This window comes from Banduia mediterranea (assembly GCF_031846245.1).
Classification (GTDB): domain Bacteria; phylum Pseudomonadota; class Gammaproteobacteria; order Nevskiales; family Nevskiaceae; genus Banduia; species Banduia mediterranea.
The window spans coordinates 1-22016 of record NZ_JAVRIC010000011.1 but is presented as its reverse complement, the minus strand read 5'-3'; the positions used below and the strand labels follow the sequence as shown (position 1 = coordinate 22016).

General features: G+C 64.7%; 11 protein-coding genes. 10 read left to right on the top strand and 1 reads right to left on the bottom strand.

All coding sequences use genetic code 11. The annotated features are described in order from the left end of the window. The first annotated feature begins 4 nt into the window (after positions 1–4). From RM530_RS09170 to RM530_RS09150, 5 genes are read left to right on the top strand one after another with little or no spacing between them, the layout of a single operon-like run. A complete protein-coding gene (locus RM530_RS09170) occupies positions 5–8578 on the top strand; it encodes an SDR family NAD(P)-dependent oxidoreductase (protein WP_311364925.1) in 8574 nt (2857 codons plus the stop codon). Continuing rightward, on the top strand, positions 8575–13419 hold the full coding sequence (locus RM530_RS09165) for a polyketide synthase (RefSeq protein WP_311364924.1): 4845 nt from the start codon (positions 8575–8577) through the stop codon (positions 13417–13419). The genes RM530_RS09170 and RM530_RS09165 overlap by 4 nt, the downstream gene beginning before the upstream one ends. Positions 13420–13466: 47 nt before the next feature. After that, complete coding sequence (locus RM530_RS09160; RefSeq protein WP_311364923.1) at positions 13467–15065, top strand: alkaline phosphatase family protein; 1599 nt, start codon at positions 13467–13469, stop codon at positions 15063–15065. Positions 15066–15120: 55 nt separating this feature from the next. Then, the gene (locus tag RM530_RS09155) at positions 15121–15420 is read left to right on the top strand and encodes an acyl carrier protein (RefSeq protein ID WP_311364922.1); all 300 of its coding nucleotides are present in this window, start codon (positions 15121–15123) and stop codon (positions 15418–15420) included. Between the two features lie 13 nt (positions 15421–15433). Continuing rightward, positions 15434–16297, top strand: a complete 864-nt coding sequence (locus RM530_RS09150; RefSeq protein ID WP_311364921.1) for an alpha/beta fold hydrolase — start codon at positions 15434–15436, stop codon at positions 16295–16297. On the opposite strand, the gene RM530_RS09145 is transcribed toward RM530_RS09150, so the two are convergent. After that, positions 16294–16824, bottom strand: a complete 531-nt coding sequence (locus RM530_RS09145) for a DUF4232 domain-containing protein (protein WP_311364920.1) — start codon at positions 16822–16824, stop codon at positions 16294–16296. The genes RM530_RS09150 and RM530_RS09145 overlap by 4 nt on opposite strands. A 216-nt stretch (positions 16825–17040) precedes the next feature. Here RM530_RS09145 and RM530_RS09140 point away from each other — a divergent pair, with 216 nt between their 5' ends. From RM530_RS09140 to RM530_RS09120, 5 genes are all read left to right on the top strand, one after another. Next, positions 17041–17541: a CBS domain-containing protein gene (locus RM530_RS09140; RefSeq protein ID WP_311364919.1), complete on the top strand. Its 501-nt coding sequence runs from the start codon at positions 17041–17043 to the stop codon at positions 17539–17541. 462 nt (positions 17542–18003) lie between these two features. Next, positions 18004–18810 (top strand): CatB-related O-acetyltransferase, encoded by an 807-nt coding sequence (locus RM530_RS09135; protein WP_311364918.1) that lies wholly within the window; start codon positions 18004–18006, stop codon positions 18808–18810. Between the two features lie 311 nt (positions 18811–19121). Continuing rightward, positions 19122–20303 (top strand): nicotinate phosphoribosyltransferase, encoded by a 1182-nt coding sequence (pncB, locus tag RM530_RS09130; protein ID WP_311364917.1) that lies wholly within the window; start codon positions 19122–19124, stop codon positions 20301–20303. Between the two features lie 101 nt (positions 20304–20404). Then, positions 20405–21169, top strand: coding sequence for a glutathione S-transferase (locus RM530_RS09125; protein WP_311364916.1), 765 nt, complete (start codon positions 20405–20407; stop codon positions 21167–21169). Between the two features lie 68 nt (positions 21170–21237). Next, positions 21238–21963, top strand: coding sequence for a uracil-DNA glycosylase family protein (locus RM530_RS09120; RefSeq protein ID WP_311364915.1), 726 nt, complete (start codon positions 21238–21240; stop codon positions 21961–21963). Positions 21964–22016: the final 53 nt, after the last annotated feature.

Here is a 22016-nt window from a genome sequence, read left to right as displayed (position 1 = left end):
AGACATGGACGTAAACAGTTTCGATATTTTCTGTCTGGTGCCGGCGGACTTTTCGCATCCCGGCATCGCTGTGGCGGCGTCGCGGGCTGGCGCCATCGGGGTTCTGGACCTTGAGCACGCCGGCGACGCGCAGCGTGTCGAGGACAACTTCGACCGCCTGCTTGCGGGCACGCGTGGCCGTATCGGTCTGCGACTGACGCCACAGTCACTCGGCATGGGCCGGCGCCTGATCGAGAGAGCCGGCGAACGCGAGCTGGTAGTGATGCTCGTGGATGCGGACCGCGATCGCTTCGAATCGCTGCCTGCCGGCACGCATTCGGCACATTCAGTGTTTGCCGAAATCCGTTCGCCGGATGACATCGCGGCGCTGGGTTTCGAGCCCGACGCCTATGTTGCCAAGGGCCACGAGGCCGGTGGCTGGGTCGGTGACGACACCGCCTACATTCTCGCCCAGAAGCTGCTCGGCAAGGTGGCCAGGCCGGTTCATGTGCGTGGCGGTATCGGCCTGCATTCCGCGGCCGGCCTGCGCATCGCCGGCGCCGCCGGCGTGGTGCTCGACGACCAACTGCTGCTGCTCGACGAATCCGCGCTCTCGGATCGCGTCAAGCTGGAGCTGGCGCGGCTCAACGGCTCCGAGACGCGGCTGTTCGGTGAGTTGGCGAATGCGCCGTGCCGGGTCTACGCTCGGCCCGGCAGCGAATCGCTGAAGGCGATCGAAGCCCATTCGCGCGACGCCGAAAGTGGCGAGCTGACCATCGAGGCCTGGCACGGCGAAGTCCGGTCCCGGCTGGGCTGGGGGGCCGCTCAGTTGTTGCCGCTGGGTCAGGGCATCGGTGTGGCGGCGATCTATCGCGAGCGCTACAAACGCGTCGGCAGGTTGGTGCAGGCGATGCGTTCCGCCAGCGAGCAATTCATCGAAACGGCCAACCGGCTCGAACACCTGTCGCCCGGTGCGCCGCTGGCTGCCTCGCACGGCACGCGTTTCCCGATCGCGCAGGGTCCGATGACGCGCGTGTCGGACAGCCCGGAATTTGCGGTCGATGTGGCACGCGGTGGCGCCTTGCCGTTCCTGGCGCTGGCGCTGATGCGCGGGCCGCAGGTGCGCGAGATGCTGGAATCCACGCGCCGGCAGATCGGCGATCAGCCCTGGGGTGTGGGCATGCTCGGCTTCGTGCCGCAGACCCTGCGCGACGAGCAGTGCGAGGCGATCTGGGCCTGCAAGCCCAGCTATGCGCTGATCGCCGGTGGCCGCCCGGATCAGGCCGCGCAGTTCGAAAGCCGCGGCATTCCCACCTATATCCACGCCCCGGCGCCGGCGCTGCTGAAGATGTACATCGAGCAGGGCGCGCGCCGCTTCGTGTTCGAGGGCCGCGAATGCGGCGGCCATATCGGGCCGATCGCCAGTTTCCCGCTGTGGGAGCAGATGATCGAAATGCTGCTGGCCCAGGCCGCGCCCGGCAGCGAAGGCGAGTTCCATCTGCTGTTCGCGGGCGGCATACACGACGCGCGTTCCGGGGCGATGATCGCCGCGATGACGGCGCCACTGGCGGCGCGCGGTTTCAAGATCGGCATGCTGATGGGCACGGCCTATCTGTTCACGCCGGAGATCGTCAGCTCCGGCGCCGTGGTCGAAGGTTTCCAGGCTCAGGCGATCGCCTGCCGGCGCACCATGAGCCTGGAGACCGGGCCAGGGCACTCCACGCGTTGCGTCGATTCGCAATTCGCTCATGAGTTCTACGCGCAGCGCCGGCAGCTGCTGCGCGAAGGCAAGTCCGCCGACGAGATCCGCGACGAGCTCGAAGATCTCAACATGGGGCGCCTGCGCATCGCCTCCAAGGGCGTCAACCGCGACGCCAGCGGCACGATCGTGGATGTGGCGGCCGAGCAGCAGTTGAGCGACGGCATGTACATGATCGGCCAGGTGGCGACGCTGCGCGACGCAGCCCTGCCGGTCGAGAACCTGCATCTGGAAGTCAGTGAAGGTGCGGCGGCCTTGATGGCCAACTGGACGATCCGTCGTGAGGGCGCGGCGGCGGCGGCGCCGTCGAACGTCGCGATCGTCGGCATCGGTACGCTGCTACCGCAGGCGCTGGCCGCGGATGCCTACTGGAACAACATCCTGCGTCAGAACTGCGTGTTGCGCGAAGTGCCCAAGGAGCGTTGGGACTGGCAGTTGTATTTCGATGCCGACCGTACCGCGCGCGACAAGGTCTATTCGAAGTGGGGCGGTTTTCTCGACGAGCTGCCGTTCGATCCGATGATCTACGGCATCCCGCCGAGGTCGATGAAGTCGATCGATCCGATGCAGCTGCTGACGCTGGAAGTGTCGCGGCGCGCACTGGCCGATGCCGGTTTCGCGGACGGCGGATTCGACCGCGAGAACACCTCGATCATCCTCGGCACCAGCGGCGGTCTCGGCGACCTCGGCACCCAGTACGCACTGCGTGCAGAACTGCCACGATTCGTCGAGGACCTGTCCGAGGAGGTCTGGGACCGCCTGCCGGAATGGACCGAGGAATCCTTCGCCGGCTCCCTGCTCAACGTCGTGGCCGGGCGCGTCGCCAACCGTCTGGATTTCGGCGGCGTCAATTTCACCGTGGATGCGGCTTGCGCCTCGTCGCTGGCGGCGATCTCCATGGGCGTCAACGAACTCGAGACCGGGCGCAGCAACGTCGTCGTCGCCGGTGGCATCGACACCGTGCAGTCGGCGTTCGGCTTCCTGTGTTTCTCGAAGACGCAGGCGCTGTCGCCGGACGGCCAGCCGCGCACCTTCGACCAGGCCGCCAACGGCATCGCAATCAGCGAGGGTCTCGCCGTGATCGTGATGAAGCGGCTGGAGGATGCGGAGCGCGACGGGGATCGCATTTACGCCGTGATCAAGGCGGCTGCCGGTTCCTCGGACGGCAAGGCCCTGGGCATGACGGCGCCGCGTCCGGAAGGACAGATGCGGGCGATCAAGCGTGCATACGCGAAGGCCGGTTTCTCGCCGGCGACCATCGGCATGGCCGAAGCGCACGGGACCGGTACGCCGGTCGGTGATCGCGCCGAGGCGCGGACCATCATCGAATCCCTGCAGGCCGAAGGCGCGGCGACCAAGAGCGTGGCGATCGGCTCGGTCAAGACCCTGCTCGGTCATACCAAGGCCAGTGCGGGTGTCGCCGGCCTGATCAAGGTGGCGATGTCGCTGCATCACCGCACGCTGCCGGCGCACTACGGCGTCGACAGGCCGATCGACACGATCGCCGATCCAGAATCGCCGGTGTATCTGCTCAAGGCGCCACGGCCCTGGGTTGCCGATCCGCGGCATCCGCGGCGCGGCGGCGTGTCCGCCTTCGGCTTCGGCGGCACCAATTTTCACGCGGTGCTCGAAGAGTATCGAGACGGCTACGCGCAAGCGGATGTGCCGGGTGCGGAAAGCTGGCCCTACGAACTGATCGTGTTGCGCGCCACCGACGAAACGGGTATCGCGCAGCAATTGAAGCAGCTGCAAGGCCTGCTGTCCTCGGACAGGCATCTCGAATTCTCGAGTTTCGCCGCAAGCCTGGTACGTGACGCGCAGTTGCGCCAGTCAGGCCGCTGCGTGGCCGCTTTTGCCGCGCGTGACTATGAGGCGCTGAGTGCCGATATTTCGGCTCTGAGCGCGCATGTCGAATCCGGCAAACCGCTGCCGCCGCACATCAAGTTCTCGAAAGCGGTACCGGACAGCGCGCCAAAGATCGGCCTGCTGTTCCCAGGGCAGGGTGCGCAGTACGTCAACATGGGCTGCGAGCCGGCTGTGTACCTCGAGGAGCTGCGCGCAGCGGTGGAACTCGCCGACGGTGAACTCGCGGAGGTTCTGCCGCAGCGTCTGTCGCGACTGATATGGCCGGAATCCGCGTTCACGCCCGAGGTCGAAACGGCTCAGCAGAAACGCCTGACGCAGACACAGCACGCGCAGCCGGCGCTGGGTGCGATCGAACTCGGCTACCTATGGTTCGCGCGCCGCCTGGGCCTGCAGGCCAGCGCGGCGGCCGGCCACAGCTATGGCGAATATGCCGCGCTGATGGCTGCCGGAGTGATCGATCCGAAAACCTTCCTGAGGTTGTCGGCGATTCGTGGCGGCGCCATGGCGCAAGCGTCCGCTGATGGCGTCGCTGGCGGCATGGCCGCGGTACAGGCCGATCGCGGGGTCGTCGAAACGCACATTGCCGCCTTCGACGGCGTGCGTGTCGCCAACCACAACTCGCCACAACAGAGCGTGATCTCCGGTCCTTCCGGTCAGATCGACGCGGCGGTGAAGGCGCTGACGGACGCGGACATTCGCGCGACTCGTCTGCCGGTGTCCGGCGCATTCCATACCGAACTGGTGGCCGCCGCCCAGGCGCCGCTGTCGGCGGCGATTGCCGGCGCCCATTTCGCAGTGCCCGAATTCCCGGTCTATTCGAACACGCTCGGCGCCCGCTATCCGGACGATGCGAGCAAGGCCCGCGCTCTGCTGGATCGGCATCTGCTCAGTTCGGTGGAGTTCGTCGCAGAGATCGAAGCGATGTACGAAGCCGGCATACGTTTGTTCCTCGAACTCGGGCCCAAGAGCATCTGCAGCAACATGGCCATGGCCACCTTGGCCGGCAAGGATGCGCGCGCCGTATCGCTGGACGGGCAGGGCGGTGGTCTGCGCGGTCTGCTCGGCGGTATCGCCGAACTGGTCGTTGCCGGTGCCACGCTGGACGCGTTTGCGCTGTATGAACCGCGAGGCCTGACTACATACGCCGTAGCGAAACTCAGCCAAGCGATGGCGGCACCGATTCCGAGCAAGACCACCTGGATGCTGTCCGGCGGTTGCGCCCGTGCGCTCAACGATCCCGAGATCCGTACCGGCAAGCGTCCGGCTCTGACGCTGGAGACGCGTGACGCGGCTCGTGCCCAGCGCCGGGCCAGGCAAGCACCGCCCTCTGCACCGGTCGCGCCGGCTGCCAGTCCGGCACCGCTGGCGGCTGCGGCCACAGGCGCGCCGGTCAGCGGCGATGCGATGGCGGCCTACCAGGAAACCATGCGCCAGTTCCTGGCCTTGCAGGAACGTGTGATTGGGCAGTATCTGGCGGCGGCTGCGCCTGCCGCCGGTGAGGTGTCAGGCGTGGAGCCTGCGGCGCCGGTTGCCGCGTCGGTTGCGGCAGCCGTTTCGGCGCCCGAGCCCATGGCGCCCCTGGCGACGGCTTCCGGGACCCGGGACAGCGTCGATTACGCCGCTGTGCTCCTGGCGATCGTCGCAGAACGCACCGGTTATCCCGAGGACATGCTGGGTCTGGATTCCGATCTGGAAGCCGACCTTGGCATCGACTCGATCAAGCGTGTCGAAATCGCCGGTGCTCTGCAGAAACAACTGCCGCCCGACGCCGGCGCGCAGATGCAGGCAGGCATGGAGACGTTTACACGGGCCAGGACGCTCAACGCGATCATCGCCGCGCTCGAAGCGCTGGCGCCCATGGCACCGGTTGCGGCTGTTTCGCCTGCCGCCTTACCCCTCACGCCTCTTGCTTCCACCCGTATCGACTACAAGGCAACGCTGCTGAGCATCGTCGCAGAACGCACCGGTTATCCCGAGGACATGCTGGGTCTGGATTCCGATCTGGAAGCCGACCTTGGCATCGACTCGATCAAGCGTGTCGAAATCGCCGGTGCCCTGCAGAAGCAGTTGCCGCCCGACGCCGGCGCGCAGATGCAGGCAGGCATGGAGACGTTTACACGGGCCAGGACGCTCAACGCGATCATCGCCGCGCTCGAAGCGCTGGCGCCCATGGCACCGATTGCAGCTGTTGCGCCTGCCGCCTTACCCCTCACGCCTCTTGCTTCCACCCGTATCGACTACAAGGCAACGCTGCTGAGCATCGTCGCAGAACGCACCGGTTATCCCGAGGACATGCTGGGTCTGGATTCCGATCTGGAAGCCGACCTTGGCATCGACTCGATCAAGCGTGTCGAAATCGCCGGTGCTCTGCAGAAACAACTGCCGGCGGACGCCGGCGCGCAGATGCAGGCGGGGATGGAGACCTTCACGCGCGCCAGGACGCTCAACGCAATCATCGCCGCGCTGGAGGCTCTGGCGCCTACCGCTGTCGTAAGGCCTCCCGCCTCAGGCCTTCGACCTCCCGCGAGCCCGCCTCCCACCGAGGCAATAGCGGAGGTGCCGCGCTATGTGATCCGTCCTCAGTCGGTGCCGTTCATTGCCGAGCGCGGCACGCTGAGCGGACTCGTGCTTGTCTGTGGTGGCGACGACGCCACCCGCATGCCGTTGATGGAATCACTGGCGGCGCAAGGCGCGTCGGTTGTGGCGGTGGATGCGATCGAAGCTGATTCGATTGCCGCGAGCCTGGCCGTTGCACGCGAGCGTCACGGTCCGGTTCGCGGGGTCGTGCATCTGTACGGCATGGAGCCGCTGGCCTCGGATTCCTTCGAGGACTGGCGCAATGCGGGCCAGCGCAGCGTGATGTCCCTGTTCCATTGGGTGCAGGCGCTGGGCGCGGAGCTCTCAGGCATCCGCCTGGTCGCGGCGACGCGGCTGGGTGGCACGCTGGGACGCACCGCCGTGGGCAATGGTTCGGTGCTCGGCGGCGGTGTCTCCGGGCTGATCAAGTGTCTACGCCACGAATACCCGGATGGTCGTTTCCGCCTGGTTGATTTCGATGGCCAGACACCGCTGACGATCGCCGACTATCTGGCGGATGAACTGCTGGCGAACGACGCGCTGCCGGAGGTGGGCTACACCGGCGACGCACGTTATGCGACAACCACCGTCGACGACGCATTGCGGGAAAATGCGTTCGCACCGCGCCTATCGCCTGCGGCTGATTGGGTGGTGCTGGCCACCGGCGGTGCGCGCGGAATCACCGCCGAGCTGTTGGAGGAAATCGCGCGGCCCGGTATGCGGATCGTGCTGGTCGGGCGCAGCCCGGAACCGCCGGCCGAAGACGCCCGGTACGCGGCGGCCGCCGACGCGACGGCGCTGCGCCAGCGCCTGATCGAGGACGCGCGTGCGAGTGGTCAGGCTCTTAAACCGGTCGAATTCGAGCGTCAGCTGTCGCGGCTGCTGGCGGCGCGCGAGATTCGCGGCAATCTGCTCCGGCTGGCGGCCTGCGGCGCCGCGGTCGACTATCAGGCTTGTGACGTACGTGATGTCCAGGCCTTCGGCGCGCTGATCGACACGGTCTATGACCGGTACGGACGCATCGACGCCGTGCTCCACGGCGCGGGCGTGATCGAGGACAAGCTGCTGGCCGACAAGAGCGTCGAGTCCTTCGACCGCGTGTTCGGCACCAAGATCGATTCGGCCTGGACCCTGAAGCACAGGCTGCGCCCGGATTCCCTGAAGCTGCTGGTGTTCTTCAGCAGTGTCGCGGGCCGCTACGGTAATCAGGGCCAGTCCGACTATGCCTGCGCCAACGAGGTGATCAACCGGCTGGCATGGCAGCTGTCGCGTGAATGGACCGAGGCGCGCGTGATCGCCGTCAACTGGGGGCCCTGGGATGCGGGTATGGCCAGCGAAGGCGTCAAGCGCCAGTTCCGCGAACGCGGCATGGCGCCGATTCCGCTGGCTGGGGGGCGCCGCTATTTCATCAATGAACTCGCCTATGGTCCCAAGAACGAAGTCGAGGTTGTGATCGGCCAGGGGCCGTGGCAGCAAATCGACGGTATTGCACCGCGGCTGGATGCACCGGCCGCCGACAAGCCGCCACAGGCCATGCCGCTGATCCGTCAGTCGCTGCGCATGGGCAGCGGCGGCGCTCTGGTGCTGCCGCATCACTTCACGGCCGAGTCGGATCCGTATCTGGACGACCACGTCATCAACGGCAAGCGCGTGCTGCCGGCGGCCGGTGCCGCCGAGTGGATGGCGCAGGTGGCGGTCGAAGGCTGGCCGGGCTGGCAGCTCGCCGAGGTTCGCGATCTGAGGACGCTGGCCGGCGTGGTGCTGGATGGCGACAAGGGGCGGGAAGTCTCGATCCGCGCGCGCGCCTCCACGCATTCCGGCAGCGGCGAGCAGATGATCAGCGTCGACATCGTGGAGCCGGGACGGAAGGCGCCGTTGTATCGGGCTTCGGTCCGTCTGGTCGAGCGTTTCGACGAAATCCCGCCGCCCGTACCACCGGCCATCCAGGGTGAGTCCCTGGATATCGCCACGGTGTATCGCGATTATCTGTTCCATACGGGTCGATTCCAGCTCATGACCGCGATCGATGCCTTCAGCGAGACCGGCGTGGACGCCGTCGTGCGTTCCAGCACGCCGCAGGAGTGGGTCGGCGTGGAAGGGCAATGGCTGCTCGATCCGGGTCTGGTCGATGTCGCGGCGCAGCTGGCATTCGTCTGGGTGCGGAAGCAGCATTCGACCAGTGCGCTGCCAGCGCGTTTCGGCCAGCTTGTACGTTACGGAAAGGCGCCGCTGCCCGCCACACTGAAAGTATTGTTCCGCCTGCGGCCGCCGCCGCATGATCTGGCGATCGCCTTCGATGCCTACTTCATCGACGCGGCGGGCGACCTCAGATTGGCGGTACTCGACAGCGAAAGCACCTTGTGGGCCGCGCTGAATCGCGCTGCGGGGCATTCGTGAGTGCCGAACCGATTGCCATCGTCGGTGTCGCCGGCTGTTTCGCCGGTGCCGCCGACGCGACCCAGTTGTGGAACAACGTGCTCAACAAGGTCGACGCCACCAGCGAGGCCGATGCCGCCTGGGCTTCGCTGTCGCGTGACAATGATCCCGAATCCACCGAGCGTCTGTACACCACGCGCGGTGGGTTCCTTAAAGAACTCGCGAGCTTCGACGCGGCGGAGTTCGGCATCATGCCGCGCTCGATCGATGGTGCCGATCCGGATCACTATCTGGGCTTGAGGCTGGCGCGCGATGCCCTCTCCGACGCCGGCCTGCTCGACAAGGATTTCGACCGCAGCCGCGCCGGCATCATCGTCGGTCGCGGTGGCTACGCCTATCGCGGCACGATGACACTGGCGCAGCACGGCCTGGTGCTGGACCAGACCCTGGCCGCGATCGCGGCGGTGCGTCCCGATTTCTCGGCGGTCGAACTCAAGGATCTGCGGGAAGCCTTGCGTGCGCAGCTGCCGGCGTTCAACGCCGAGGCCACGCCGGGCTTCGTGTCCAACATCGCCACCGGACTGATTGCCAACCGGCTCGACCTGATGGGGCCGAACTACGTGGTCGACGCGGCCTGTGCGTCGTCGTTGCTGGCGGTCGAGGCGGCGGTGCGCGAATTGCAGACCGGTCGCTGCGACGTGATGCTGTGCGGCGGCTCACAGGTGCAGACCGGTGCACAGATCTTCATGAGCTTCTGCAACATCAATGCACTCTCGCGTGAGCGGGTACGCCCGTTCAGCAAGGGTTCCTCGGGTACCTTGCTGGGCGAAGGGGCGGGCTTTCTGGCGCTCAAGCGTTTGTCCGATGCGGAAGCCGACGGCGACCGCGTCTATGCGCTGATCCGTGGCATCGGCGTCGCCAGTGACGGCCGTGCCAAGGGCGTGTTGGCGCCGCGTCTGGAAGGCGAGGAACTGGCGCTGCGCCGCGCTTACGAAAACGCTCAGGTCTCGCCCGATACGGTTTCACTGATCGAGGCGCACGGCACCGGCATGCCGCTGGGGGATCGCACCGAGATTCAGGCGCTGTCGCGGGTGTTCGGACCGCGACACGGAGAGTTGCCGACGATCGCGATCGGTTCGATCAAGTCGATGATCAGTCACTGCATACCGGCATCCGGTTCGGCGAGCATGATCAAGATGGCGCTGGCCTTGCACCACAAGGTGTTGCCGCCGACGCTGTGCGACGAGGTGGAGCCCGAACTGGGGTTGGAACGCACGCCGTTCTACGTCAACACCGAAACGCGCCCGTGGATACATGGCGGCCGCGAGCCACGCCGCGCCGGCGTCAACGCCTTCGGCTTTGGCGGGATCAACGCGCATGTCGTGCTGGAGGAGTACCGGCCTGCCCGCAAGGTGCAGGCCCAGGTGCTGCATGCTCCCAGCGAAGGCGAGCTGCTGGTGCTGGCCGCCGAGTCGCTGGAAGAGCTGCGCAGGCGCGTCGAGCAACTGGTGGCGCGTGCCTCGGCCTTCGATGAACCCGGCCTGCCATCCCTGGCGCGCTTGTGCGCGCAGGATGCCTCGGGCAGTCATCGTTTGGCACTGGTCGCCGCCGATCGCGATGATCTGCTGAAAAAGCTGGCCCAGGCAGCGGAAAAACTGGCGCGCGGCGATACGCCGTTCAAGACGCGCAACGGAATCTATTACGGCCACGGTGAACCACCGGGGCGTATTGCCTTTCTGTTCCCGGGCGAAGGCTCGCAGTACCAGAACATGCTGTCGGACGTCTGCGTGCAGTTCCCGCAGGCGCGTGACTGGTTCGATTTCCTGGACGATACCGCGGCCGCGCGCGGTGCGCCGGCGCGGGCTCCGGTGTTGTTCCCGGCACCGACGGCGCTGGGAGAGGCTGCCGCGAAATCGCTGGAAGCCCGGCTCTACGAAATGGATGTGGCGGCCGAGTCGGTGTTTGCCGCCAGCATGGCGCTGCTTGCCGTTGTCGATGCGGTGGACCTCAAGCCGGACCTGATGCTCGGACACAGCACCGGCGAGAACACCGCGCTCACCGCATCGGGCGTACGCCGATTCAGCAAACGCAGCGAGATCGCGCAGACGATTCGAGACCTCAACGACATCTACAAGCGGCTCGACGGGGAAGGCCGCATCCTTGGCGGCAGTCTGTTGACGATTGGTGCGCTGCGCCCCGAACAGCGTCAGGCGCTGCTCGACGATCCACCGAACCACATCGTTCCGGCAATGGACAATTGCCCCAATCAACTGGTGCTGTTCGGAGATTCGGCGGCGGTCGGAGAATTGCGCGCAAAGCTGTCGGCCGAGGGCGCCATCTGTCAGGAGCTGCCGTTTGGCCGCGCCTATCACACCGAGCTGTTCCGGCCGGTGGCCGATGCCTACCGCCACTATTACGAGAACATCGAGTTCGGCGCCGGACGCGTGCCGCTGTACAGCGCGTGCAGCGCAGGACCGTTTCCCGAGGATGCGCCGGGCATCCGCGCGCTCGCTTCGAAGCAGTGGGAAGCCAAGGTTCGCTTCACCGAAACCGTGGAGCGACTCTATGCGGATGGCGTGCGCGTGTTCGTCGAAATCGGTCCCAGCGGCAATCTGACTTCGTTCGTGTCGGATGCCTTGCGCGGACGCGAGGAACTGGTGGCGGTGGCCAGCAACAGCCGCCGCCGGTCCGGTGTGCAACAGCTGAACCACATGCTTGCGCAGCTGTTTTCCTGCGGTGTGCCGCTGCGCATGCCGGGGCTGTTCGCGCATCGGCAGATTGCCGACATCGACTGGGTCGCGCCGGCCATTCCACGCCGCAAACCGGCGATTCTCAACCTCAACATGCCGGAGCTGCGGGTTCCGGATGCTTTCCGCGGGCCGCCGCCGCAGGCTTCGACGCCGCAAGCCTCGAACCCGGTCGCTGGAAATGTGCCGGCTGCCGCCGCACCGCCGCTGGCGGCGCCACCCGCGACCGATGTCACCGATCCGCGCGGCGCTGCGCTGCGCGCCCATTTCTCGCTGATGAACGACTTTCTCGCCAGCCAGATGCGGGTCATGTCGCAGTTGGGGCAGGGCTCGCCGCCGGCGCTGCCCTTGGCGACGCCGGCGGTTCAGGTGCCCGCCATGGTCGCGAAAGCGGAGGCGGTGACACCAGGCTACGATCCGGCGTACCCGATGCTGGGTCGGATCGTCGCACACGAGGCTGGCCGGCTTGAATCGCGCCGCCGCTACGATGCCGATACCGACCTCTACCTGCGGGATCACGCGATCGGTTCCGCGCCCTCGGTGCTGGAGCCCGATCTGCGCGCGTTGCAGGTGATGCCGTTCACCTTCAGCATGGAGATTGCGTCCGAAGCCGCGCGACGCCTGGTTGGGGACGGCTTCGTGGTACGCGGTCACCATGAGGTGCGCGGGCACCGATGGCTGACTCTGGACGAGGACCACCTCGATCTGCGGATCGTCGCCACCCGCGCACCCGGCGCCTCCACGGTCGGCGTCAGGCTGTTCATGCTCGGTAGCGGCATGCCTCCCGATGGACTGGTGGTATTCGAGACCGAAGTGTTGCTGGGCCAGGACTACGAAGCGCCGCCGCAGCCTCTGGCCTGGCCGGACGAGCCGTCGCAGATCGTGGCCCGTCACGACGACAGCACGCTTTACAGTCAGGGTATGTTTCACGGCCCGCGTCTGCGCTGCGTGAAACACGTGCGACGCTGGTCGGCCACGGCTGTGGAGTGCGATCTCGCGGCGCACGATACCTACAACTTCTTTTCGTTCACGAGCTCGCCGAGGATGCAGACCGATGCAGCGCTGCTCGACGCCGTCGGGCAGATGGCAGGCTACTGGTTGATCGAGCGTTTCGGCTGGGACTACAACTGCTTCCCGTTTCGCTGCGAGCGTTTCGGTTGCTACGGGCCGCCGCCTGCACCGGGCACCCGGCTGATCGGGCGTGGCCGGATTCATCCCGTCGGCGATACGCAGCTGCATGCCGAGTTCGATCTGATTCATGAAAACGGAACGGTGCTGATGCGGCTCGAAGGCTGGCAGGACCGGAAGTTCGATGTGCCGCAGCGGTATTTCAACTACCGTTTGCAGCCGCAGCGCGAATGCTTGAGTGTCCCGCTGGTGCTTGGCGCGGGCGTCTATGCCGTTCACAACCCTGCGTTCCCGGAAGGTTTCCTCGGCGTCGGGCACGAAATCTGGATGCGCGTGCTGGCGCACATGATGCTGTCCAGCAGCGAACGCAAGCTGTTCAATGCGATGCCGCGCGGCGGTGGCCGGCGTGCCGACTGGCTGATGGGTCGCGTCGCTGCCAAGGATGCAGTGCGTCACTGGGCGGCGGCACGCGGCTTGAACCTATCGCCGGCGGACGTGGACATACTCAATGCCGACAACGGGCGTCCCTATGTGCGCTGTGCGGCGATCAGCGGCACGCCGCCCGTGGTTTCGCTGAGTCATTCCGGCGGCGGTGCCGTGGCGGTCGCTGCGGACGCGGGTCACGAGATCGGAATCGATCTGCAACGACTGCACGATGTGGATGTCGATGCCTTGATTCGCGGTGGCATGCACGCGCGCGAGGCTGCCCTGGTGGAACCGCTGGACGCGGCCATGCGCTTGCGTGCCACTGTGGCTTTGTGGTCTGCCAAGGAGGCCGCCGCCAAAGCGGCCGGGCTGGGACTGGACGGGCGTCCCTTGGAGTGGGTGGTCACTGAACTTCAGCTGGCAATCGGCTCAGGTTCGGCGCGAGTGCTGCATGCCTCGCGGGAATTTTTGGTGAGCCTGCATTTTCTGGACGAGGAATCGGTGATCGCGGTTGTCGCGCCGCCGACGCAGCACACTCCACGCAGCGTTTCGATGCGCTGAGAACTTTCAACCGGATAACCGACGAACCCACCGACAGGGACGCGACCATGAGCAAGACCTTATTCATTGGCCTCGACGGCTGCACCTACACCGTGCTCAACGAAATGACGCGCGAACTTCCGGATGAAGGCATCACCATGCCGTTCATGAAGAGCGTCATGGAGGCCGGCACGCGCGCCAAGCTGGCGTCCACGCCGAATCCGCTGACACCGCCGGCCTGGGCCTCGATTCAGACCGGACGGGGTCCGGGGCACCACGGCGTGTTCGATTTCATCCGTGCCGAGGACAAGGGCGGCGAGATCTACTGGACGCTGTACGACTCGCGCGACATCGACTGCGAATTCATCTGGCAGATCGCCTCGCGTCAGGGCAAGAAGGTCGCAGCGCTGAATTTCCCGCTGACCGCGCCGGCGCCCGAGAACGTCAACGGCTGCGTGGTACCGGGCTTCATCCCGGCCAAGCACCTGCGCCGCAACACCTATCCGCGTGAGCTGTTCGACCGCATGAAGCAGGACATTCCCGGCTTCGATCCCAAGGAATTGGCCTGGGATTTCGACAACGAAAAGCAGGCGATGGAAAAGCTTTCGGAGGAGGACACCGAAAGCTGGGTGCGCTACCACCTGCCGCGCGAGGAACAATGGTTTCGCGTGGCCGAATATATTCTGCGGAATGACGATCCCGACCTGATGGCGGTGATGTTCGACGGCACCGACAAGATCCAGCATCAGGCCTGGGCCTACCTCGATCCCGAACTGGTGCCGGCCGATCCTAAGCCCTGGGAAAAGCGCATGCGCGATGTCTGCCTCGAATATTTCCGCAACCTGGACGGCTACATCAAGCGCCTGGTGGAGCTGGCTGGCCCGGACGCGCAGGTATTCTTCGCCTCCGACCACGGCTTCACCGCATCCACCGAAGTGCTGCGCATCAACGCCTTCCTGGCGGACAAGGGCTATGTGAAATGGGCCGAGAGCGACGGCAGCGAGCAGGCACTGCGCCGCGAGGCCAGCGACTTCGCCAACCTCGACTGGGCCGGCACCACCGCCTATTGCCGCACGCCGTCCTCGAACGGCATCAACATTCGTGTGGCGGCCCGGCCCGGCGACTCCGGCGTTCCGCCGGAACAGTACGAAAGTTTTCGCGAAAAGCTGATCGACGACCTCTACTCCCTGAGCAATGAAAAGGGCGAGCCGGTGGTCATCGACGTGCTCAAGCGCGAGGACTGGTTCCCCGGCAAGCACATGGAGCGCGCGCCGGACCTGACATTGGTGCTGCGCGATCACGGCTTCGTCTCGATCCGCAATTTCCAGCCCGTCGTGATCCAGCGCGAAGTCGCGGCCGGCACCCATCATCCGGACGGCATCTTCATGGCCTATGGCCCTGGCGTCGCCGCATCCGGCATGATCGAACGGCGTCAGATCGTTGACGTTGCGCCCACGCTGTTGCACAGCGTCGGCCTGAAAGTGCCGAAGGATTTCGAGGGTGAAGTCCCCGCGGCCTTCTTCAGCGAACAGTGGCTGGCACAGAACCCGGTCCAGCACGGTCCCAAGACAAAAGCGCCGGGCGAACGCCAGGCCGGCGAGGAAATGGACGAAAAGGAAAAGCAGCAACTGATGGAACAGTTGCAGATGCTCGGCTACATGGAGTGAGGGCGATTCCTTGCGGAATACCTACACCCGGAAATCTATTGAGAGGAATCAGGACATGAACGATCTCGCGACGCCCTCGATGGCTCCCGAGGCCATCACCGCCCAATTGATCGCCACCCTGGAAGACTTCACCGCCGACTGGGACAGTGAATTCGAAGGTGTGATGAACAGCGACACCAAGCTGCTGGCTGACCTGTCGTTCGAATCGATCGACATCATCCAGCTCGTGGTCGCGATCGAAGAGGACTTCGGCAAGCGCAAGCTGCCGTTCGAGAAGCTGCTGATGAAGGACGGCCGCTACGTCGACGATCTGTCGATCGGCCAGATTTCGGACTTCCTCGCGCAGCAGCTGTGAGCCAGCCGCGCTGATGGCAAGCCTTGAGCTAGCCGATGCTTGCCGCCTCGAATATCAGCAGGTGGGCGAAGGGCCGGACCTGGTGCTGGTGCACGGACTCGCCACCAATCGGGCGTTCTGGTACGCCTCGCTGGCGCAGGCGCTCAAGCACGCGTTCCGCGTCACCCTGTACGACCTGCGCGGTCACGGCTACAGCAGTCTGAGCCCGCAGGGCTACTCGGCCGCGGACCAGGCCGGGGATCTTGCGGCGCTCCTCGAACAGGCCGGCATCGAGTCGGCCGATGTCGTGGGCCACAGCTATGGCGGTGGCATCGCACTGGAGTTCGCAGTGCAGTATCCGCAGCTGCTGCGCCGGCTGGTGCTGATGGACAGCAGGATCAACACGCTCCAGCCCGAACAGCGCCTCGCGGATTCCCCGCATCTGTCGGCCATGGAGATCGAGATTGCCGAGCGTGCCGGACTCGACTGGGATCGAGAGCCTCAGGTCGGCTTGCGTTATCTGGAGGTGACCGCGCGCCTGCGCGCCGAGCAATGGGCGCCGCAGGCGCGTGATGCGTTCACGCCGTTCGGCGAAGGACGCGGCGGCATGCGAGGTGCGCGGCAGTATCTGAAACTGCTTGAGGAGACCGAGGCGCCGCGCGAGTTTCTGGAGATGGGCGCCAGCGCCGATGAGATTGCACGGATCGCAGCGCCCACACTGTTGCTGTATGGCGAACGCTCGCGCTGCCTGCCGTCCGGCCGTGCCCTGGCCGCCACACTGCCGGACACGCAGTTTCGCGTGGTGCCGGATGCCGGGCATTTCTTCCCCGCCAGCCACGCCGCGTTGATCGCCGGATGGACCGCGAACTTTCTCGGCGTGGAACTGCCTGCCGCTTAATCCGTACTCGAGAGCGGCGCCACGTCGATGTGCGCGCCACAGGCGCGAATCGGCCGGCGGATGTTGCCGATCACCTTGTTGCTGCCGGGGGCCATCACGTCCACCGATTCGATTTCGGGACATCCGCCCGATTCGCCTTCGATCACGCTGAAGCTGATTTCGAAGTGCGCCGATGCGCCAGGCTTCAATTCGACCGCATGAGGCTGTTGAAGCTCGGAGTCACCGACAACCTGGCGAACCTCGATGGCCGAAGCCCGGACGCCGCCAGCGTCCAGTGGAGCCAGGCCCGGATATCCGTGCAGAACGCAGGTTCTCGGACTGTCATTGAAGACCGAGGCTTCGATGACTTGCTGGCCGGCCCCGGCGTTGCTTGCCGTTTCGCGGACGCTGAGATAGTTCTCGGAGCAGATCTTTGGCGGCGTTGCGAGCCCGGAGGTCGATGGGGCGGATGATGCCTGATTGCTGTGATCGCCGGTGCAGCCGCAGATTGCGACCACCACCGAGAGCAGGGCGATGCGGTGGTGCATGGCGGACTCCTGATTGCTGGTCCCTGGGTCGCGCCGCGTCAGGGTAGTCAATGTCGCATGAATTCTCATCCCCTCGAATGAGCGAATGTGGAATGACGCAGCATTGCATTGCACCCAGTTCGAATCCGATTCAGGCGCGATTGCTAGTCTGTGAACAGGTCGGCCTCCGGGCGCCGGAGGTCGAAACCGATTCGTGCAGACTGCAGGAGGCCGAACATGAAAGTCAGTGAACTGATGACCCGCGACGTTCGTATCGCCACGCCCGCCCAGACCCTACAGGAAGCGGCCATCATGATGTCGGAAGCCGAGAGCGGACTCGTGCTGGTCGGGGAGAACGACCGCCTGCTCGGCACCATCACCGATCGAGACCTTGCGGTCCGCGGCATCGCCAAGGGTTGCGATGCCGAAACCGAGATTCGCGACATCATGTCCGATGGCATTCGATACTGCTACGAGGACGATGAGCTGCGCCAGGCGGCACGCAGCATGATCAGTCATGAAGTGCGGCGCTTGCCGGTGCTTGACCGCGACAAGCGTCTGGTGGGCATCGTGTCGATGGGCGATATTGCCGGCAAGCTCAAGGATGTCGATGCCAGCGATCTGCTGCGGGCCCTGAGCACCCCGCTCAATCGGCTCATGGACGCCGAAACGGAACTGGACGAGGGCATTGAGGAAACCTTCCCGGCCAGCGATCCGGTGTCCGTCGCGCGACCCTGACGGCCATGCCGCGAGCGGCACCTACGCAGAATGAATCTGCTGCGGCATGGCCGTTCCCTCACCCACCGCCCGCATTCGCGAACGGTCCCCGCTCTCCCGCAAGCGGGGCCAGGGTAGCTCGGCATCACGCCGCGCGTGATTCACCTTAAGGTGGCCAAGAAACCGGCCCAGTCTTCAGCCTGCCCGTCTGGTGAAATTGTTGACCCCTGCGGGAGGGGACGTCCTGACGGCGGAATTGAACGGAAGAATCTCAGGAAGCCGATCAAGAACGCATCATTTCATCGATCGATGGAGGACCGGTTGCGGTTTGCAGGAAGGCTTTCCGGTCGGAATCCGATAGTCCGGTAACGACACAAATACTGAAGTTCTCGACGATTTTGTAAGAATTTTTCAAAACAAGCTGAATAGTCGATTCAATACCTTGATAAATACCCATTCATTTCGAGCTATAATGGCTACCCGATGCGGTTCTCGGGCAAAAATATTGGAGCGGTCGTGATACAGGAAGTTTCAGCCAAAGGCTTGCTTGATCTCGGTCTGTTCGTTGTCTCGGGGGGAACGATTTCGGGTTCGATTACTTACGAGCGCCCCGCCTGGGTCTATGATCCCAGGATCATTCGAGACTCGTACCTGGGGGCGTTTACGCTGATCAATGGCCAGGTCACCACCAGCATCTATCGCTGCTGGATAGGTCGCTACGGACAGATCGGCGAAGGCGTTGTGCTCGGGCCGCCCGACCATCCCACTGACTGGTTCAGTACGCATCCGTTTTCATTCACGCGGGAACACTACCAGCCGCGGATGTACCAACTGCCCGATTTTCGAGACCTGGCTCCCGATGATAGCGAAGACTACTCGTTCGCCGAAACACTTTCATTGTGGACCCATATTGGGCACGAGGCTTACGTCGGCGCGGGTTCTTTCGTCAAGCGGGGGATCCGCATCGGTGATGGTGCTGTCATTGGCGCCGGAAGCGTTGTGACCCACGATATTCCTCCATATGCCATTGCCGTCGGTGCGCCGGCGCGCGTCGTACGTCTGCGATTCCCGGAACCGGTCGTCGAACGCATGCTGGCGCTGCGCTGGTGGCGATTCAATCTGGCGCCTCACAAACATAAGGTCAATTTTTCGAAGGTCGAAGCTACGCTCGACTATTTCGAGCAGCGCTGCGCTGAGGGAACACTCGAGATGCTGTCCCCCGACACCTATCGCGTCACTCGCGACGCTGGAAACTTTCGCGCCGAACAACTGGCCGCTCCCCTTTATTGACGTGAATCACGCGCCGCGTGATGCCGATCTACCCTCGCCCGATTGCGGGAGGAGAGCGGTGGGTAAGGGCAAGGGCCATGCCGCGGCAGGTTCATTCTGCGGGGTGCCCGCTTGTGGCATGGCCGTCAGGGACTGTCGACATTCACGCGATCGTCGCATGGGGAATCCACGTCGCCCTTTGCCGTGGCCAGTACCACCTGGCCTTGAACATCGGTGAGGCCTCCGTAAGGCTCGCTCGAGCATCGATTCATCTCGATCCGTACGCTTTTTGCGCGCGGTAGACTGGTCAGCGCCCTCCAGAAGCTGCCCGCATGATAATCCAGTCCTTGCTCGATACCGACCTCTACAAGTTCACAATGATGCAGGTTGTCTTGCATCATTTCCCTGGGGCGCAGGCGGAGTTTCGCTTCAAGTGCCGGACACCCGGCGTTGATCTGGCGCGTGGGCTCGATGAGATTCGTGAGGAAGTTCGTGGCTTGTGCGCCTTGCATTTTAGCCAGACCGAACTCGACTATCTGCGGAGCCTGCGGTTTCTGCGTGACGATTTCGTCGACTTTCTCGGCCTGTTTCACCTCAACGGGCAGTTCATCGACATCCGGCCTTCGCCGGTTCCGGGAGAAATCGAGATCATGATCCGCGGCCCGTGGCTGCATACGATCCTGTTCGAGGTGCCGGTGCTGGCCATCGTCAACGAGGTGCATTTCCGCGGGACGGATCGTGCCGAGGCCCACCGGGAAGGCCATCGCCGGCTGCGCCGGAAATGCAGGGTGCTGCGCGATCAGGCGGATACGGATTGCCGGATCGCCGACTATGGCACGCGTCGCCGTTTTTCGGGTGCCTGGCATGATGAATTGATTGGCGAGTTGCCGGCGTTGCTCGGCCCCCAACTCGCCGGCACCAGCAATGTCTGGCACGCCATGAAATACGGTCTGACGCCGATTGGCTCGATGGCCCACGAATTCCTGCAAGGCTGTCAGGCGCTGGGGCCGCGCCTGCGCGATTCGCAGAAGTTCGCGCTGGAAACCTGGGCCAGCGAATACCGCGGCGATCTCGGAATCGCCCTGTCGGATACCTATGGCATGGATGCCTTCCTGCGCGACTTCGATCTGTACTTCTGCAAGCTGTTCGACGGCGCCCGGCATGATTCCGGCGATCCCTTCGAATGGGGCGAACGCATGCTGGCGCACTACGACAGCATGCGCGTCGATCCGCTCGGCAAAACGCTGGTCTTCAGTGACGGTCTGACGATGCAGCGCATCGTCGAGCTGTACGCCCGTTTCCGGCACCGCTGCCGTCTCGCTTTCGGCATCGGGACCAATCTGACGAACGATCTCGGTCCCGAGCCGATCAATATCGTCATCAAGATGACGCGCTGCAACGGCCAGCCGGTGGCCAAGCTGAGCGATTCGCCCGAAAAGACCATGTGTGACGATCCCGGCTATCTCGCCTACCTGCGCGAAGTGTTCACCGTGCGCGGCGAGTCGTCGGCATGAACCGCGTCGGCCGCGTCTGATTCTCCGGGCCTGGGCTTTCAGCGACGACTCAGCCTTTGCGCCCAGACTGGACCGCCTCGAAAGTCGCATCGGAGATCGCAATGCGCCGCGCGTCGCAGCGGGACAATACCTACGAACTCTACTACTGGCGGGGTCTGCCAGGTCGCGGCGAGTTCGTGCGCCTGACGCTGGAGGCGGCCGGAGTGGCGTATCGCGATATTGCTCAGGAGGGCGGCGACGGCGCGGCCGCCCTGACTTCGCCGATGTGGGCGATCGATGGCAATATCCTGAAAACTCCCAGCTTCGCGCCACCGTTGCTACGCCACGGCGAACTGGTGATCGGCCAGACCGCCAATATCCTCGGTTATCTGGGCCCGCGCCATGATCTGGCACCCGACGACGAGGCCGGACGCCTGTGGGTTCAGCAACTGCAGCTCACGCTGGCCGACTGGGTGCTGGAGATTCACGACACGCACCACCCGATCGCCTCCGGGCTCCACTACGAAGACCAGGCTGAGGAGGCAGCGCGGCGCAGCGAAGAATTCCTGCTGTCGCGCCTGCCCAAGTACCTGGATTACTTCGATGGTGTGATCGCACTGTCGCCGGGCCCGTATCTGGCGGGTCCGCGCATGAGCTACGCCGACCTGTCCCTGTTCCTGGTCGTGGAAGGCCTGCGCTATGCCTTTCCGACCGCGATGCGGCGGCGCGAGGCATGCCATCCGGCAATCTCGACGCTGGTCGAGGCCGTCCTCGCGCATCCGCCACTGGCGACCTATTGGCACTCCCCGAGGCGCCAGGCATTCGGAGACGGGCTGTTCCGTTTTTATCCGGAACTCGATGCGCTGGCGCGCAAGAGCGACGATTGAAAGCTTGAGAGTCACCGCCGCGACCGACATGCTGCTCCGCCACGAACCCCACCGTTTCGGAGATCCACATGGCGCTGGACGCGCATCAACTCGCCACGTTTCGTCAGCTTGCGGCCGCGACCCCGGGCGTCGACGTGGAGGTCTACCGTCGCTTCGACAAGAATCCGCTCGATCCGATCATCGGCCTCGGCGAAATCGATGCCCGCATCGGATTCATGGGGCGCGATCCCGGTCGGGATGAAATCTGTCACGGCGAGCCCTTCATCGGGGCCGGTGGGCAGATCGTTCGGCGCGCGATTCATCAGCAGCTTCATGGACAGCCGCTTCCGGACTTCGAAGCCTCGCGCGCCCTGAGCCGGCACTTCTTCTGGATCAATACCGTTCCTTACAAGCCCGTCGGAAACAAGGCCTGGTCGATGAGTATCAAGAAGCGTTTCCACCCGGCGATGACGGAGCTGCTCGAACATAGCTGGCTGGGGCGCGATCTGATCACGCTGGGGCGCGAAGCCTTTCTGTGGTTCGGCATCGCTCAGGACAAGTCGCTGCGCGGCCGCCTCGATGCCTTCTGGGCCCGCGAAGACCGCTTTGAAAGTTCGCTGGAGGTGCAGTTGGCGGGAATGAGCCGCCCGCTGCGTCTGCATCCGCTGCCGCATCCCTCTCCGCTCAATGCCACCTGGTATGGACGTTTCCCGGGATTGCTGAGGCAGCGTTTCGAACAATTGAAGCTGGATCCGGAGCATCTGCGGCTGGACCGGAATGCGGTCGTCGGCAACGGTTTTGCGGGTTGCAGCTGACAAGCCGATCATTCGTAAGCGTTCAAACCGCAGCGCAGTTGCCCCCACGCTCC

Bases quoted from the DNA above. Each gene is read 5' to 3' on its own strand.
- RM530_RS09170 (WP_311364925.1), top strand. From the start codon at position 5: ATGGACGTAAACAGTTTCGATATTTTCTGTCTGGTGCCGGCGGACTTT.
- RM530_RS09160 (WP_311364923.1), top strand. From the start codon at position 13,467: ATGAGCAAGACCTTATTCATTGGCCTCGACGGCTGCACCTACACCGTG.
- RM530_RS09155 (WP_311364922.1), top strand. From the start codon at position 15,121: ATGAACGATCTCGCGACGCCCTCGATGGCTCCCGAGGCCATCACCGCC.
- RM530_RS09150 (WP_311364921.1), top strand. From the start codon at position 15,434: ATGGCAAGCCTTGAGCTAGCCGATGCTTGCCGCCTCGAATATCAGCAG.
- RM530_RS09145 (WP_311364920.1), bottom strand. From the start codon at position 16,824: ATGCACCACCGCATCGCCCTGCTCTCGGTGGTGGTCGCAATCTGCGGC.
- RM530_RS09140 (WP_311364919.1), top strand. From the start codon at position 17,041: ATGAAAGTCAGTGAACTGATGACCCGCGACGTTCGTATCGCCACGCCC.
- RM530_RS09135 (WP_311364918.1), top strand. From the start codon at position 18,004: ATGCGGTTCTCGGGCAAAAATATTGGAGCGGTCGTGATACAGGAAGTT.
- pncB (WP_311364917.1), top strand. From the start codon at position 19,122: ATGATAATCCAGTCCTTGCTCGATACCGACCTCTACAAGTTCACAATG.
- RM530_RS09125 (WP_311364916.1), top strand. From the start codon at position 20,405: ATGCGCCGCGCGTCGCAGCGGGACAATACCTACGAACTCTACTACTGG.
- RM530_RS09120 (WP_311364915.1), top strand. From the start codon at position 21,238: ATGGCGCTGGACGCGCATCAACTCGCCACGTTTCGTCAGCTTGCGGCC.